Source organism: Clostridium sp. (genome assembly GCF_021443865.1).
GTDB lineage: Bacteria > Bacillota > Clostridia > Clostridiales > Clostridiaceae > Clostridium.
In genome coordinates, this window is record NZ_JABUTB010000058.1 from 1 (window position 1) to 15,067 (window position 15,067).

At 28.5% G+C, this 15,067-nt stretch carries 13 protein-coding genes; 2 read left to right on the forward strand and 11 right to left on the reverse strand.

The genetic code is table 11. The features are described from left to right. The 5 genes from HUJ77_RS10690 to HUJ77_RS10710 all read right to left on the reverse strand — a co-directional run. The coding region (locus HUJ77_RS10690; RefSeq protein ID WP_291708575.1) for an FAD/NAD(P)-binding oxidoreductase at positions 1-458 on the reverse strand (458 nt) is incomplete at its 3' end. Then, the gene (locus HUJ77_RS10695; RefSeq protein WP_291708576.1) at positions 458-865 is read right to left on the reverse strand and encodes a 4Fe-4S dicluster domain-containing protein; all 408 of its coding nucleotides are present in this window, start codon (positions 863-865) and stop codon (positions 458-460) included. The genes HUJ77_RS10695 and HUJ77_RS10690, both read right to left, overlap by 1 nt. An 11-nt stretch (positions 866-876) precedes the next feature. After that, the gene (locus tag HUJ77_RS10700; protein ID WP_291708577.1) at positions 877-2,961 is read right to left on the reverse strand and encodes a molybdopterin oxidoreductase family protein; all 2,085 of its coding nucleotides are present in this window, start codon (positions 2,959-2,961) and stop codon (positions 877-879) included. A 194-nt stretch (positions 2,962-3,155) separates the two neighbouring features. Further along, positions 3,156-3,755 carry an ATP-binding cassette domain-containing protein gene (locus HUJ77_RS10705; protein WP_291708578.1) on the reverse strand — a complete coding sequence of 200 codons (600 nt, stop codon included), beginning with the start codon at positions 3,753-3,755 and terminating at the stop codon, positions 3,156-3,158. Positions 3,756-4,490: 735 nt separating this feature from the next. After that, positions 4,491-5,471 (reverse strand): MqnA/MqnD/SBP family protein, encoded by a 981-nt coding sequence (locus HUJ77_RS10710; protein ID WP_291708579.1) that lies wholly within the window; start codon positions 5,469-5,471, stop codon positions 4,491-4,493. Positions 5,472-5,641: 170 nt separating this feature from the next. On the opposite strand from HUJ77_RS10710, the gene HUJ77_RS10715 reads away from it, so the two are divergent. After that, a complete protein-coding gene (locus HUJ77_RS10715; RefSeq protein ID WP_291708580.1) occupies positions 5,642-6,631 on the forward strand; it encodes a DUF4003 family protein in 990 nt (329 codons plus the stop codon). A 17-nt stretch (positions 6,632-6,648) separates the two neighbouring features. Here the strand turns inward: HUJ77_RS10715 and HUJ77_RS10720 are convergent, their stop codons facing one another. From HUJ77_RS10720 to HUJ77_RS10740, 5 genes are all read right to left on the reverse strand, one after another. Continuing rightward, positions 6,649-7,590, reverse strand: a complete 942-nt coding sequence (locus HUJ77_RS10720) for a ribonuclease Z (protein ID WP_291708581.1) — start codon at positions 7,588-7,590, stop codon at positions 6,649-6,651. A gap of 259 nt (positions 7,591-7,849) precedes the next feature. Further along, positions 7,850-8,560 carry a purine-nucleoside phosphorylase gene (deoD, locus tag HUJ77_RS10725; RefSeq protein WP_291708582.1) on the reverse strand — a complete coding sequence of 237 codons (711 nt, stop codon included), beginning with the start codon at positions 8,558-8,560 and terminating at the stop codon, positions 7,850-7,852. A gap of 101 nt (positions 8,561-8,661) precedes the next feature. Next, positions 8,662-9,975, reverse strand: coding sequence for a folylpolyglutamate synthase/dihydrofolate synthase family protein (locus tag HUJ77_RS10730; RefSeq protein ID WP_291708583.1), 1,314 nt, complete (start codon positions 9,973-9,975; stop codon positions 8,662-8,664). Positions 9,976-9,977: 2 nt separating this feature from the next. Next, a complete protein-coding gene (locus HUJ77_RS10735) occupies positions 9,978-10,766 on the reverse strand; it encodes an ATP-grasp domain-containing protein (RefSeq protein WP_291708584.1) in 789 nt (262 codons plus the stop codon). After that, positions 10,763-11,656, reverse strand: a complete 894-nt coding sequence (locus HUJ77_RS10740; protein WP_291708585.1) for a RimK family alpha-L-glutamate ligase — start codon at positions 11,654-11,656, stop codon at positions 10,763-10,765. Before HUJ77_RS10740 ends, HUJ77_RS10735 begins: the two co-directional genes overlap by 4 nt. A gap of 112 nt (positions 11,657-11,768) precedes the next feature. Here HUJ77_RS10740 and HUJ77_RS10745 point away from each other — a divergent pair, with 112 nt between their 5' ends. After that, a complete protein-coding gene (locus tag HUJ77_RS10745) occupies positions 11,769-12,200 on the forward strand; it encodes a hypothetical protein (RefSeq protein ID WP_291708586.1) in 432 nt (143 codons plus the stop codon). A 113-nt stretch (positions 12,201-12,313) separates the two neighbouring features. Here HUJ77_RS10745 and HUJ77_RS10750 read toward each other — a convergent pair whose 3' ends face one another. After that, positions 12,314-14,956 carry a valine--tRNA ligase gene (locus tag HUJ77_RS10750; RefSeq protein WP_291708587.1) on the reverse strand — a complete coding sequence of 881 codons (2,643 nt, stop codon included), beginning with the start codon at positions 14,954-14,956 and terminating at the stop codon, positions 12,314-12,316. Between the last annotated feature and the right edge of the window lie 111 nt (positions 14,957-15,067).

A 15,067-nucleotide genomic window follows, 5' to 3' on the forward strand; every position in this document is an offset into this window, starting at 1 on the left:
CCAACAAGTCCAGCTCCTAATACAACAACATTCTTAACCTTAGCAGCTTCTTCTTTTATTAAAATTGCATCCTCTAAATTTCTAAGACCTACTACATTTTTACCTTCTCTTAATCCTTCTACTGGAGGAATAAAAGCAGATGCACCACTACAAATCATTAATTTATCATAATTAATAGCTTCACCATTTGAAAGCATTAATGTTTTTTCTTCATCTTTTAAAGCAACAACTTCTACGCCTTTAATCCAATTTATATTGTATTCCTCAAAAAAGTTTTCAGGTGTAAAGTCTAATTTTTCAATGCTTCTATGATTTGATATATAATGATGTAAAATACATCTTGAATATACTTCAGTATCCTTTGAAATTAAAATAATTTCAGCATCCTTATCTAATTCTCTTAATGTTTTTGCACCGCTAATTCCAGCTGCAGATGCTCCTATAACTACATATCTCATTAATTAGCTACCTCCTCTAATGTAATAGCTGCCATTGGACATCTTGCTACACATTGTGGTGATCCAGCTTCTTTACATCCATCACATTTCATTATTTCTTTATGAGTTCTACTGTCAGCCTTTAAAACTCCGTAAGGACATGCCATTATACACATATAGCAGCTTGCACAACGCTCTTTATCATAAGTTACTCTTCCAGTATTCTTATCCTTACTCATAGCCCCTGTCATACAAGTATATACACATTCAGGTCTATCGCAATGTCTACAGAATATTGGAGCATACTTTCCATTACTATCTGTAGTTATTCTGCTTCTTGTATCTTCTGCATTATGAGATACTATACATGCTGTTGTACATGTTAAACAACCAACGCATTTTGATCTATCAATTTTAATTCTTTTCATATAACAATCTCCTATTTCTTAGAAATATTTACTGCAACAGTTTTAAAAGATGGTTCCTTTGAGTAAGGATCATAAACTGAAGGAGTAAGTGAATTTGTTTCTATATAGTGAATAGGTGCATATAATTGATCTTTCTTAACATCTTCTGAATATACAACATTAAATTCACTAGTATTTCCATTTTGAGAAGTAATATTTACTCTTTCGTTTTCTTCTATATTTAACTCTTTAGCTAATTCTGGATTCATTAATACATAAGATACTTTACTATAAATCTTACTATGTTCTATTTCTCTAGATCTAACTTGAGTATGCCATTGTCCTACTGTTCCTCTTCCACTATTAAATATATAAGGGAACTCCTTAGAAGTCTTAGTTGGATTTTCTGCTATATCTTCAAATAAAATTTTAGCTTTCTTTGAAGGTGTATAATAATTTCCATCTTCATATAGTCTTCTTTCATTTTCTTCTAACACATCCCCTGCTCTAAATGGCCATTGAACACCTTTAGAACCACTCATGTTTTCTCCTTCTAACATTTCATAAGTAACACCAGTAATATCACAAGGCATTCCTTTAGAACACTTCTTTAATAATTCAAAAACATCTCTTGGAGTCTTCCAATTATCTAACAGACTTCCCATTCCTAATTCTTCACCAATTTTAAAGAATATTTCAAAGTCAGAAAGTTCTCCTTCTTCCTTAGCAATAACAGGGTTAACCTTTGATAATCTACGTTCTGTATTTATAAGTACTCCCTCTTTTTTAATAGCAGGAACAGATGGTAAATATAAATCACAAAGCTTAGCTGTATCTGTATCTTCATATATATCTTGAACTACTAAGAAATCTAGCTTTTCAGCAGCTTTCTTAAATTCTTCATTATTAGTAAATGAATGTCTAGGGTTTGTACAAACAACCCATAAACCTTTAATTTCTCCAGCAATAGCTTTTTCTATTATTACGTTATATGGTAAAGTTGCCTTAGTTGCAAGCACATCTTCATCTACTTCTAAAGCCTCTGCAACTGCTTTTCTTCTTACTGGATTATCAAAATCTCCACCGCCATAAAGTCCTGCAGTATTACTAAATGCTCTTGAACCCATAGCATTACATTGTCCAGTTAATGAGTTTGCTCCAGTTCCTGGTCTTCCCATATTTCCAGTAATTAATGCTAAGTTAATTATTGATTGAGCTGTTCTAACCGCTTCATAACCTTGGTTTACTCCCATTGTCCACCAGAAAGAAACTCTTTGTCCATTATGTATGATTTCTGCTAATTCAAGAACTCTTTCTTTTGAAATTCCAATTTTCTCTTCTACATCATCTAAAGTAAATTTAGATACGTGCTTCTTAAAGTCTTCAAATCCTTCAGTATGTTCTTCAATGTAAGACTTATCTATCCAATTCTTTTCAATTAATGTATTAGCTAAAGTATACATTAAAACTAAATCTGCCTTTGGCTTAATATCAATCCATAAATCTGAATTTAAAGCTGTTTCTGATCTTCTTGGATCTATTGTAATTATCTTTGCTTCTTTATTTTCTCTTATTCTTCCCCAAAATACTGGATGAGCAATTACAGGGTTAGCTCCAATTAATATAATTGTATCTGAAAGTTCAGCGTCCTTTAAAGTATATGGAGGTGCATCAAAGCCAAAACTTTGCTTATGAGCAACTACAGATGTAGCCATACATAATCTTGTGTTTCCATCTCCATGAATACCCATGTAATTTCTACCTACATGACCTAATAGAGCCATTTCTTCAGTAGTCATTTGACCTGTACTAATATAGGCAACACTTTCTTTTCCATATTGCTTTTGGATATTTGTCATTTTTTCAGCAAATAACTTAATTCCTTCTTCCCAAGATACTTCCTTCATTTCTCCATTTTCATCTCTTACTAATGGAGACTTTCTAGCCTTTATTTTAGTTTGTTGCTTATCTAAGTTTAATCCCTTTATGCAACAAAATCCTTTATTAACAGGATAGTCTTTAGTAGGAGAAACTCTCTTTATTTCCCCACCTTCAACATAAAAATCTACATTACATGCTAAAGCACATAAGTTACAAGTTGATTGAATCTTTTTCATATTATTTACATCTCCACTTCTAATAATAGAAATTTATTTAAGCCATTTTATTTTAACATTAATAAATCCTATAAACTGTGATAATAATCACGTTTAATCACTTTTTTGTTATTTAATTCACAATGAAAAACAAAACTTTTCCTCATCTTAATAAATTGGGTAATAAAAGAAAAAGAGGCACCTTAGTACCTCTTCTAAATATATTTAAATTCTTTAATAACTGGATTCCCTTTAAGCGATATATAATTATCAGTAAATTCTTTAACCTCATTTATATCATGAGTCACAATAATTACTGTTTTTTTATTTTCAGCAAAATAATTTTTTAAGAATTCTATTATTTTCTTCTTATTATCTATATCTAACCCCTTAAAAGGTTCATCCATTATAAAAATATCTCCATTATATATAATTGATCTTGCTATACTTACTCTTTGCTTCATTCCACCACTTAATTCATAAGGATATAACTCTTCTGAATCTAATAAGTTCATATTCTTTAAAACCTCTCTAATAAGAATTTCTCTTTTTTCTTTGACATAGTCATTCTTTACAACTAAATCTAAATTCTTATATACATTTTTCCATGGTATTAATCTGCTTTCTTGATAAGTTACACTTATTTTTCTATTTTTAGCTAAGAGTTCATTCTTTATATATTTTATTAAAGTTGTTTTTCCAACTCCTGATTCTCCCATTATAAAGTTAATTGTATTTTCTTTAAAGCTAACGGAAAAATCTTTATATAATACTTTATCATTAAAGGATATATTTATATTATCAAAACTAATCAACTAAATATCTACCACCTTTTAAAAGTTTCTTAACTAAAACATTAATTATGTTATCAGATATATAACATAAAATTGCAACTATAATAATCCAAGCAAATATCCCTGCAGTATTAAAATTTATTTTTTCTCCTTGTATAGCTGTACCTATTCCAAAGGTAGGTTGTCCAAAAACTTCTCCCGCTATTACTACCTTTAAAACTAAAGAAAAGGTTGATGTTGCAATTTGAGAAATACTTACTCTAATCGATTGAATATATAAGCTTAATAATTTATCAATATAATTAACNCCTATAAGAAGCAAACATTTCACACAACTCTTCATTAGAATTTAAAATAGAATTTAAAGTACTTTCATATAAAACTGGAAATGCAATCATTACTCCAATTAAATAGGTAGCATAGTTTTTATTTAACCAAATTAATGCTATAAGAATAAATGCAATGGTGGGTATAGATTTTAATATAGAATTTATTGGATAGAAAAAATTATAAAATATCTTATTATTACTAGAAATAATCCCTAATATAACTGAAAACACTAGGGCTATTAAAAAACTAAATATACCTCTTATAAAAGAAGCTAGAATATTTTTAAAGAAGTTATTTTCAGTTATTATATCAATAAATTCTTTAAAAACCTCTGTTAATTTTGGTAAGTATATAGAATTATTTATTATATTAGATATTAATATCCATATAACTATAATAACAATTAAAGATATTAAAATAAGCCTTTTATCCTTCATAGAAGAATTTTTCATCTGGCATTTTCTCTCCTATAGATTTTGGATTTTCATTTTCTAAAACTTTATAATAATCCATATAATCTTCCTTATTATCTTTAGCCTTTATAAATACTATATTACTATTTTCTATAGACTTTTCTAATGTAGCCGCTTCCACTTGTGATCCATTTTCAATAGAATAAGCTGCTGCATCCTTATTATTTTCATTAACCCAGTTAATTGAATTAGAAACTTCTTTTATTAAATTGTTCACAAAATCTTTATCTTCATTTATTAAGCTTTCCTTTACAATTAAACTTGCTTGAGGAAATCCACTTTCACTATTAAACTTTTCCTTCCATAAATCATTTAAGCTAGCAATAACTTTTATATTAGGATTCTTATTTAATATAGTTGTTAAAGCTGGTTCTGGTACAACTGCATATTTTGCTTTTCCACCAAGAATAGCTGGCGCTAATTCAGTTGCTCCTCCTACATAACTTAATGATACATCATTTATACCACTTTCTTTTAAAAGTGCTTTAAATACTATATCTGGTGTTAATCCACTTCCAATATTATAAACCTCTTTCCCACTTAAATTACTTATTTCTATATCACCTTCTGTTGATACTAAGTATAAAGCTCCAAGACCTGTGGTTCCAAGTAGCTTGTATCCTAATCCCTTATTATAGGCTTGAACTGCTAAATTTGATGGAACTATTGCTATATCTGGCTCCCCCTTCATAACTGCTGTAGCTAAGGTATCAGATGTGTTTTCAATAGAATAATTAATATTATAATTATTATCTACTTGAATATTTTCTTTAATCATCTTAGATATAGCTGTTGCTGGTACTCCATTTGGTGCAACAAAGGATATTTCTTTTATTGATATATTGGTTTCTTCTTTATTAACACATCCTACAAATCCAAATATCATACTAAGTACTGCCAATAAACTGAATATAATTTTACTTTTTTTCTTCATATATTCTCCCCTCCTACATACAATATTATATCATTTTTATTTTAATTATTAAATAAATCATAAAGATTAAATTATAAGTTAAAAAATACTATATAATGAGTTATGCCACTTGACTTTTGTGGATATAATCTTTATACTATATATATATAATATTGGAAAGGGTTGAGAATATGATAGAAAGCAAACTAGATTTATTAATTGAAAATAGCAAATCCTTAGACCATGTAAAGTCTACTTTTGGAATGGGTACCTTCAAAAGATGTAATGCTCTTAATTTGACTATTAGAGGAGTTCACGTAGATGTAAGCAAAATTAATGACTGCATAGATTTAATTAGAAGTAATTCTAGCATTTTCTCAAATTTTAGAGGAAATAACCTACTTACTACTGCTGTTAATTTATCAATTCAAAACAATCCAGAAGAAAGTTTTAAAGAAATCATGAGTATATATAATAAACTAAAAAAACATTTTTTTACTAATGAATTTTTAGTTTTAGCTGCTCAAATAATTTATAACTATAAAGGAACTAATGATATAGATTTTCTTGTAATAAATACAAGAAAAGCATATGATCTTATGAAAGATAATCACTTTTTTTTAACAGGCCACGAAGATATAAGTGCTGCTGCATTAATTGCTGTAACCTCTAACAATTTAGAGGAAACCTTTATGGATATGGAAAGATGTTATGACATCTTAAGAGATAATGGTTTTTGGGCTGGAAACAATCTACAAGCTTTAACACATATACTTTCCCTTTTTGAAGGTACATCAGAAGAAAAATGCAATAAAGTAATCCTGTTAAATAAAATATTAAAAAAACATTCAACTCCTTTAAAAAGTTATGCTTTACCTATTTTAGGAGTTTCCGCATTAACTATTAGCGACTATGAAGCCTTTGCTAAAGAACTATCTTTATTAAATAAATATTTAAGAAAACAAAGTGGATTTGGAAGCTTTTCTTTAGATTCTACTGTTAGAAATATGATAATAGCTTCATTACTTTCATTAGAATCTATTGAAAATAATGATTCTTTTATTAAAGATAAAATTATAGAGACTGCAAATAATATCACTTTAAATATAGTAATAATTATGCAAATAGCAGCTGCATCTGCTGCTAGTGCTGCTGCAGCAGCGGCTGCTTCAAGCAACTAAATATAAAGCCTTAAAGTTTAATCTAAAAACTTTAAGGCTTTTGTAATTCCGTCTTCACCAATTACTGTATTACTAAAAACTTCTTTAGCATTATTTATGTAATCTTTGGGTTCATTCATAGCTGGACTAAAATGTGTAAGTAATAACTCATTAGCATTTGAATCTTTTGCCATGGTTGCAGCTTCTCTAAAAGTCATATGCTTGTTCTTAATGGCTTTATTTATATCTTCATCACTTCCATAAGTACCCTCACATATAAATAAATCACTATATTCAATTAAATTTATTATTTTTTCATTAGGTCTAGTATCAGTAATATAGCTTAGTTTTATACCTTTCCTTTCATCCCCTAAAACCATAGAACTATCATAAGTTATTCCTTCAAAATCAACCACTTCTTCTTTTTGCAATTTACTCCATAAAACTTTAGGAACCTTCATTTCTATAGCTTTTTCTAAATTAAATTTTCTTCTTCTCTTAAAATAAAGACTATAGCCTAAACACGGTGCTGAATGGTCAAGCTCTTCTGTTTTTAGAATAACCTCTGCTTTATTTATATCACATAAATTTAAATTAGTTTTACTTAAAGTAAATCCTAGTTCCTTTATGTTTTCTTCTATTCTTAGCTCATAAGGTAAATATGGAAATAAAACACTAAGCCCCTTTATAACATTATTTATTCCAGTAGGTCCAATAATAGTTAAAGGCTCTTCTCTACCACTATTACCAATAGTCGCAAGAAGTCCAGGTAATCCAACTATATGATCTCCATGGGCATGAGTAATAAGTATTATATCTATCGATTTAAACCCTAACCTATTTTTTCTTATAGCAACTTGTGTGCCTTCTCCAACATCTATCAATATTTTTCTTCCACTAAAATTAATCATAAGAGATGATAAATGTCTATTAGGCATAGGCATTCCTCCACCACATCCAAGCAAAGTTAAATCTATCAAAAAAACACCACCTTGTGTGCTGCGCACAATACATAATGCATAATGCGTAATGCATAATTAATGTGAAAATCCCTTCGGAATTTTTTAGTATTAAAGAATTAAGATTCTCTTTTGCATTTGCAAAATAGAAATGAAAAAATGAAGGAAGAAACTCCTTTCGGAGTTTCTAAATTAAATATATTTCAAACTCCAGTAGGAGTTTACACCTTCTCTCTTAACTCTTCACTATTATCTATTACCTTTTCTCTATCACTATTCTCTATTTTGCTAATTCTAGTGCTATTTCCATCATTTCTGTAAAGCTTTCTTGTCTTTCTTCTGGTGATGTTTCTATTCCTTTAAATACATGATCTGAAATAGTTAATATTGATAATGCTTCCACATTATATTTTGCAGCTAGTGTATATAATTCTGCTGTTTCCATTTCTACAGCTAAGCAACCATATTCTGCCCATAGGTTTAAACCGCCAACGTTTGTATCATCATAAAATAAATCTGAAGATAAAACATTACCAACCTTTATATTTGCTCCTTTTTCTTTTCCCTTATTATATGCTTCTAATAAAAGATCAAAGTTTGCTGTTGGAGCATAATCCATTCCTAGGAATCTTCTATTATTTATTCCTGAATTAGTAGATGCACTTTGTGCTAGTACTATATCTCTTACGTTTACATTATCATTTATTGAACCTGCTGACCCAATTCTAATAAGTCTTTTAGCTCCATAAAATCTAATTAATTCATTTACATAAATTGAGTGAGATGGTAATCCCATTCCTGTTCCTTGTACTGATATTCTTTTTCCTTTGTATGTACCAGTATAACCATACATTCCTCTTACTGTATTATAACAAACAGGATTTTCTAAGTAAGTTTCAGCAATGAATTTTGCTCTTAGTGGATCTCCTGGTAATAGTACTGTTTCTGCTATTGCTCCTTCATCAGCCATTATGTGTAAATGCTTTGCCATATTAAAAGCCTCCTTAAGTTATATATCATATTATTTTTTTGTTATTCAAATATTATTATATACTGATATTCTCTTTTTAAAAAGAATTATATTAATCCTAGCTAATAATTATCATTTAATATTCCCATAATTATTTTTCTCATTTTCCCAATCATATATAAAGAGCCAGAAGCTAGTACTAAATCCTCTTTCTTAGCTTTATTTATTGCATAATTAGCTGCCTCTTCATAATCTTCAAAAGCAATAGTATTCTTATTATACTTTAAAACTTCATTTTTCAAATCCTCTGAACTAGTAGCTCTAATTGAATTAGATGTAACTGTATAAATTTCTTTAGCCATTGGTGCAATTATGTGTAACATCTTTTCCACTTCTTTATCAGCTAAAATACCTAAAATTAAATATAAATCATTATACTTAAAGTACTTTTCTATATTATTTCTCAAATATTTAATACCATCTACATTATGAGCACCATCCACTACAATATAAGGATTTATATTTAATACTTCTAATCTTCCCTTCCATTTTACTGATTCAGTAGCTGTCTTTAATTTATTTATATCTAAATTAATATAATTTAATGCATCTAATTCCTTTACTGCTTCAATAGCTAAAGATAAGTTAATAATTTGATGTTCTCCTAGCAGAGATAAATTTATAACTTCTTCTTTACCATTAATATTTACTAAAACTCTTTGATTTATAGTTTCATTTTTATTAATTTCTAAAAGCTTATAATTATTAGGATTTATTATAATTAAATTTGAACTTTCTTTAAGAGCCTTTTCTGTAATAGCTTCTATTGCTTTATTCTTTTGATTGCATGTAATTACAGGCACTCCTTTTTTAATTATTCCTGATTTTTCTCTAGCTATTTCCTCTATTGTATTACCTAAAATATTCATATGATCTAAACTGATAGAAGTAATAACTGATAATATAGGCGTTAATACATTTGTTGAATCTAGTCTTCCTCCTAATCCAACTTCTATAACTCCAAAATCTACTTTTTGTCTATATAAATATAAAAACATTATGCAAGTTAAAACTTCAAACTCCGTTGGATGATTAAAACCTTCCTTAACTACTTGATTAACAAAAGGTTTTATTTCATTTATTAAATTTATAAATTCCTCTTCTTTAATATTTTCTTCATTTATTCTTATAGTTTCCTCAATTTCATATAAATATGGGGAATTAAAATAACCAATTTTATATCCATGTTCTATTAGTATTTTTCCTAAAATTGCAGAGGTTGAACCTTTTCCATTAGTGCCAGCTATATGTATAAGCTTTAAGCTTTTATGTGGATTACCTAATAGTTCTAATAATCTTTCTGTTCTCTCAAGACCATAATTTGAACCTAGTACTCTTAGTTCTTCTAAATATTTTAACGTATCTAAATCTTTCATTTTTATACCATCCCTTTGACGTCCTTTGAAATATGATTTAAAAACTTATCCATTGTATCATTTATTCCTAAATGGCTAAGCATTCTGCTACCAACAGCATCTTCAAATTCATTAAATAAAATATCTCCATTTTTTAAAAGTAAAAAATCTATGCCACCAAAATCTATTCTAATATTTTCTAATATTTTATTTATAATTTCTTCTTCTTTGTTAGAATAATTATAAATTTGCACTTCTCCACCTTTTGTAAAGTTAGATATAATACTATCCTTTTTAGGAATTCTAATTACTGCATGTTCAATTCTATTATTTATCACATAAAATCTTATATCTCCAATATAATCTTCTATGTATTCTTGATAAACATTTTTACTAAAATTTAAATTGCTATAATCTTCAACTATTCTAATGTCAGAGCCACCATGACCATTTTTAGGTTTTTCAATAATTTTTCTTTCTTTAAAGCTATTATTTATGCATCTATAAATCTTTGGGTAATTTATTCCTAGGCTTTCCACATAATCATAAGCAATTAATTTATCATTGCCTAAAATACAAAATTTATAATTGTTATAAACCTTAATCCCTTCTTCCTCTAACCTATATGTAACACTAAAATTTCTAGATCTATTTATTGCAAATTTGAAGTTATATTTCAAGTTATTAATGCCTTTATCTAAGAAAAGCTTTATATTTAAATTTCTTTTTCTTCCCTCTTCAATAAGCCAATTTATATAGGATTTATTTTTCTCTACATCTTTTTCATTGTATATTAAAATACCATTAATCATAAAATTTCCCCTAAAATATACTCTAATATTTTTTTACCAAAGCCTTTACCCCATATCTTATCAAAGCTCAGAAAGTTTAAATTTGAATTTACCTCACAAAGCAAAGGTTTATCATTTTCTCCAAATAATAAATCCACTCCTGAAAAATCAAGTCCCAGTGCCTTATGAGCCTTAAGTGCAATTTCTTCTTGTTCTTTATTTAGCTCTACTAATGTCCCCTTACCCCCTTGAGATATATTAGCTCTAAAATCTTTTTCTGATTCTCTAAGCATAGCACCTACTACTTTATTACCTATAATATTTACTCTTATATCTCTTCCAAAGCTACTTTTAATATTTTCTTGAATTATAAAATCTATTTTATTCTTATTTAATTCCTTAACTTTATTAATAAATTCTTCCCTATTATTAATTAAGTAAACCTGCATTCCAAAAGAACCCATAGATTCTTTAATTATTACACTTTCTCCTAGAGCTTCATAGCAATTAATTAAATAGTCCTCACTATTTAAAGAATAATCAAATATCATTGGCGATAAAATTGTTCTAGGCATATTAATATTATTATTTGAAAGAACTAAATGCATAAGTCCTTTATGATCACAATTTTTAATAGCAGTACTAGAATTAAAAACCCTATATCCCATTTTTTCTAAATGTCTTGCCAGTAATACATCTTTATCCCAAAAAATAATAAAACTTGGCTCTTCTACCTTTTTCATATGAAGAAGTTTAGCTTCTCCATTACTTGAGTACATAGATATTAATTCTGTATTTTTAATTGCTTCTAAATTTATACTTAACTCCTTGGCATCCTTAACTAAAGAATCCACAAGTTCCTTTATTTTCGGAACATTTAATGTTCCATTATAAATTATCCATCCAGTCATACTAAACCAACTCTCTTATTATGTAGTATTAATTAACCTATTTTTATCACTTTTAAATTTCTTTGTCAACCTTTATACTATAATTATCATAAGTAAACAAAGGAGCTTAAAGATGAATGATTTAAATGAAATTCTAGACTTAGATTTAAATAAAATATCAATTTACGAAATAAACGAAGAAAAATTAGTAGCTTTAAAGAATTGTGATTACAATTTAAAAAGTAACTTTTATTTTTGGTTAATTAATAGAATACATATTCTTGAAGCTAAAAGCCTGTCTAAGGAATTAGCCTATGCCAATTACTTAATGTCTTATTATATTTTTATAGTATTTACACCCTTATCTTATGAAGAATTAGCCTTTTATCATATAGAAAAAGCTTTAAAATATGATGATAATACAGACTACAAAGAATGGATTCTAATTTTCTCTACCTTACCAACACCATTTTTAAAGCCTTATGATGCAATAAAGATAGCAGAAGAAGTTCTAGAAAAAGATCCAAATAGTAATTTGGCTAATACTATTCTACAAATCTTTTAATTTACTCTGAATAATAAAAAGAGCATCATTAATGGATTAAACTCCATTAGTGATGCCCTTATATTTTATCTATTAGATATTTTATCTATTAGATATTTCCTCTTAGTTCTTCATTAATTTAATGCTTCTATTCTTACTAGAACAGCATTTAGCATTTCTTGATACTTTTCTCTCTTTTCTTTTTCTCCATCTATTACAGCTTGTGGAGCTTTAGCTACGAATCCTTGGTTAGAAAGCTTTTTATCAATTCTTTCTACTTCACCTTCTAGCTTTTTCTTTTCTTTATTTAATCTTTCAAGTTCCTTTTCCTTATCTACTAAATCAAGTAAAGGCATGAATAATTCTCCACCTTTAACAACTAAAGAAACTGCATTTTCTGGAACTTCATTTTTATCTGCTATAAATTCTACTTCTGATGCAGATGCTAATTTTTCAATATAATTAACTCCAGATGTAAAGGCTTCTTTTGCTTCATTTGTAGTATAAGCTATTACTTTAGCCTTTCTTGATGGTGGAACATTCATTTCTGCTCTTACATTTCTTAATCCTTTAATTGCTTCAATTATAAAGTCCATATCTTTTTCAGCTTTTTCATTTCTTAAAGCTTCATTGTATTCTGGCCAGTTTGAAATAACTATTGAATTTCCATCAGTAAGTGTAGTATAAATTTCTTCTGTTATAAATGGCATTACAGGGTGTAATAACTTAAGTCCTGTTTGTAATACTTCATTTAAAACATTATAAACTATTCCCTTTGCCTTTTCGTCTTCACTATATAATACACCCTTAACTAATTCTATATACCAGTCACAGAATTCAGTCCACATAAAGTCATATACTTTTTGAAGGGCAATTCCTAGTTCATATTTTTCCATGTTTTCAGTTACTTCATTAACTAAAGTATTCATTCTCGAAAGAATCCATTTATCTGCTAGGCTATATTCCTTGCAATCAGCATACTTTTCCATAACTTCTTTATCAAGATTCATCATAACAAATCTAGAAGCATTCCACATTTTATTTGCAAAGTTTCTAGCTGATTCAACTCTTTCTGGAATATATCTTATATCATTTCCTGGTGCGTTACCTGTAACTAACATAAATCTTAAGGCATCAGCACCATATTCATCAATAACTTCTAATGGATCTACCCCATTACCTAGAGATTTACTCATTTTTCTTCCTTCAGAATCTCTTATAATACCGTGGATTAAAACTGTATCAAATGGAGTTTTATCCATATTGTGTATTCCTGAGAATATCATTCTTGCAACCCAGAAGAAAATAATATCATATCCAGTAACTAAAACATTTGTTGGATAGAAGTATTCTAAATCCTCTGTTTTATTTGGCCAACCTAAAGTTGAGAATGGCCATAATGCTGATGAGAACCAAGTATCTAATACATCTTCATCTTGATGTAAGTGTTTAGATCCACACTTAGGACAAGTTTCTGGTGCATCTACTTCAACTATAAGTTCTCTACAATCATTACAATACCAAACTGGAATTCTATGTCCCCACCATAATTGTCTTGAAATACACCAATCTTGAATATTTTCCATCCAATTGAAGTAAATCTTATCAAATCTTTCTGGAACAAATTTAGTTTCATTATTTTTAACAGCTTCTATAGCTGGTTTAGCTAAAGATTCCATCTTAACATACCATTGTTTAGATATAATAGGTTCTACAACTGTACCACATCTATCATGAGTACCTACATTATGATTATGAGGCTTAACCTTTACTAGTAAACCTAAATCTTCTAAATCCTTAACCATTTGCTTTCTAGCTTCATATCTATCTAAACCTTGATATTTTCCGCCAAGCTCATTAATTACTCCATGGTCATCCATAACTCTAATTTGAGGTAAGTTATGTCTAAGTCCAACTTGGAAATCGTTAGGGTCATGAGCTGGAGTAATCTTAACAGCTCCTGTTCCAAATTCCATATCAACATAATCATCAGCAACTATAGGAATTTCTCTATCAGTTAAAGGTAACTTTATCATTTTTCCTACTAAATGCTTAAATCTATCATCATCTGGATTTACAGCAACCGCAGTATCACCAAGTAATGTTTCTGGTCTTGTAGTTGCTATTTCTAAATATCCACTACCATCAGCTAATGGGTAATTTATATGCCAGAAGAAACCTTCTTTTTCTTCATATTCTATTTCTGCATCTGAAAGTGCTGTTGTACACTTTGGACACCAGTTTGTTATTCTATTTCCTTGATAAATTAATCCTTCATTATATAACTTAACAAAAACAGTTCTAACAGCTTTATTTAGGTTTTCATCCATAGTGAAGGCTTCTCTTGAGAAATCACAAGAAACACCCATCTTCTTAAGCTGATTTCTTATAGTACCTCTATATTCATCTGCCCATTCCCAAACTTTTTCTAGGAAAGCTTCTCTTCCCATTTCTTTTTTTACTAATCCTTCTTTTAAAAGCTCATTTTCAACCTTTACTTCAGTAGCAATTGAAGCATGGTCTTGTCCTGGAAGCCATAAAGTACAATATCCTTGCATTCTCTTAAATCTTATAAGCATATCTTGAAGAGTATTATCAAGAGCGTGACCTAAGTGAAGCTTACCAGTTATATTTGGTGGTGGCATAACTATTGAAAAAGGCTTCTTGCTTTTATCAATTATTGGTGTAAAATATTTTTTCTCTTCCCAATTTTTATAGATTCTTTCTTCAAAATCCTTGGGACTATAAGTTGTCGCTAAGTTTTTCTTTTCTGACATATAATTTTCCTCCTTTATTTAATCAACTAATGATAGTTTCAATTAAATTTCTATAAAATAAAAAGAGCCTTCGTCACAAAAGGACGAAGACTCGCGGTACCACCTTTATTC

Bases quoted from the DNA above. Each gene is read 5' to 3' on its own strand.
- HUJ77_RS10750 (WP_291708587.1), bottom strand. From the start codon at position 14,956: ATGTCAGAAAAGAAAAACTTAGCGACAACTTATAGTCCCAAGGATTTT.
- HUJ77_RS10730 (WP_291708583.1), bottom strand. From the start codon at position 9,975: ATGAAAGATTTAGATACGTTAAAATATTTAGAAGAACTAAGAGTACTA.
- HUJ77_RS10715 (WP_291708580.1), top strand. From the start codon at position 5,642: ATGATAGAAAGCAAACTAGATTTATTAATTGAAAATAGCAAATCCTTA.
- HUJ77_RS10745 (WP_291708586.1), top strand. From the start codon at position 11,769: ATGAATGATTTAAATGAAATTCTAGACTTAGATTTAAATAAAATATCA.
- HUJ77_RS10700 (WP_291708577.1), bottom strand. From the start codon at position 2,961: ATGAAAAAGATTCAATCAACTTGTAACTTATGTGCTTTAGCATGTAAT.
- HUJ77_RS10710 (WP_291708579.1), bottom strand. From the start codon at position 5,471: ATGAAGAAAAAAAGTAAAATTATATTCAGTTTATTGGCAGTACTTAGT.
- deoD (WP_291708582.1), bottom strand. From the start codon at position 8,560: ATGGCAAAGCATTTACACATAATGGCTGATGAAGGAGCAATAGCAGAA.
- HUJ77_RS10695 (WP_291708576.1), bottom strand. From the start codon at position 865: ATGAAAAGAATTAAAATTGATAGATCAAAATGCGTTGGTTGTTTAACA.
- HUJ77_RS10735 (WP_291708584.1), bottom strand. From the start codon at position 10,766: ATGATTAATGGTATTTTAATATACAATGAAAAAGATGTAGAGAAAAAT.
- HUJ77_RS10740 (WP_291708585.1), bottom strand. From the start codon at position 11,656: ATGACTGGATGGATAATTTATAATGGAACATTAAATGTTCCGAAAATA.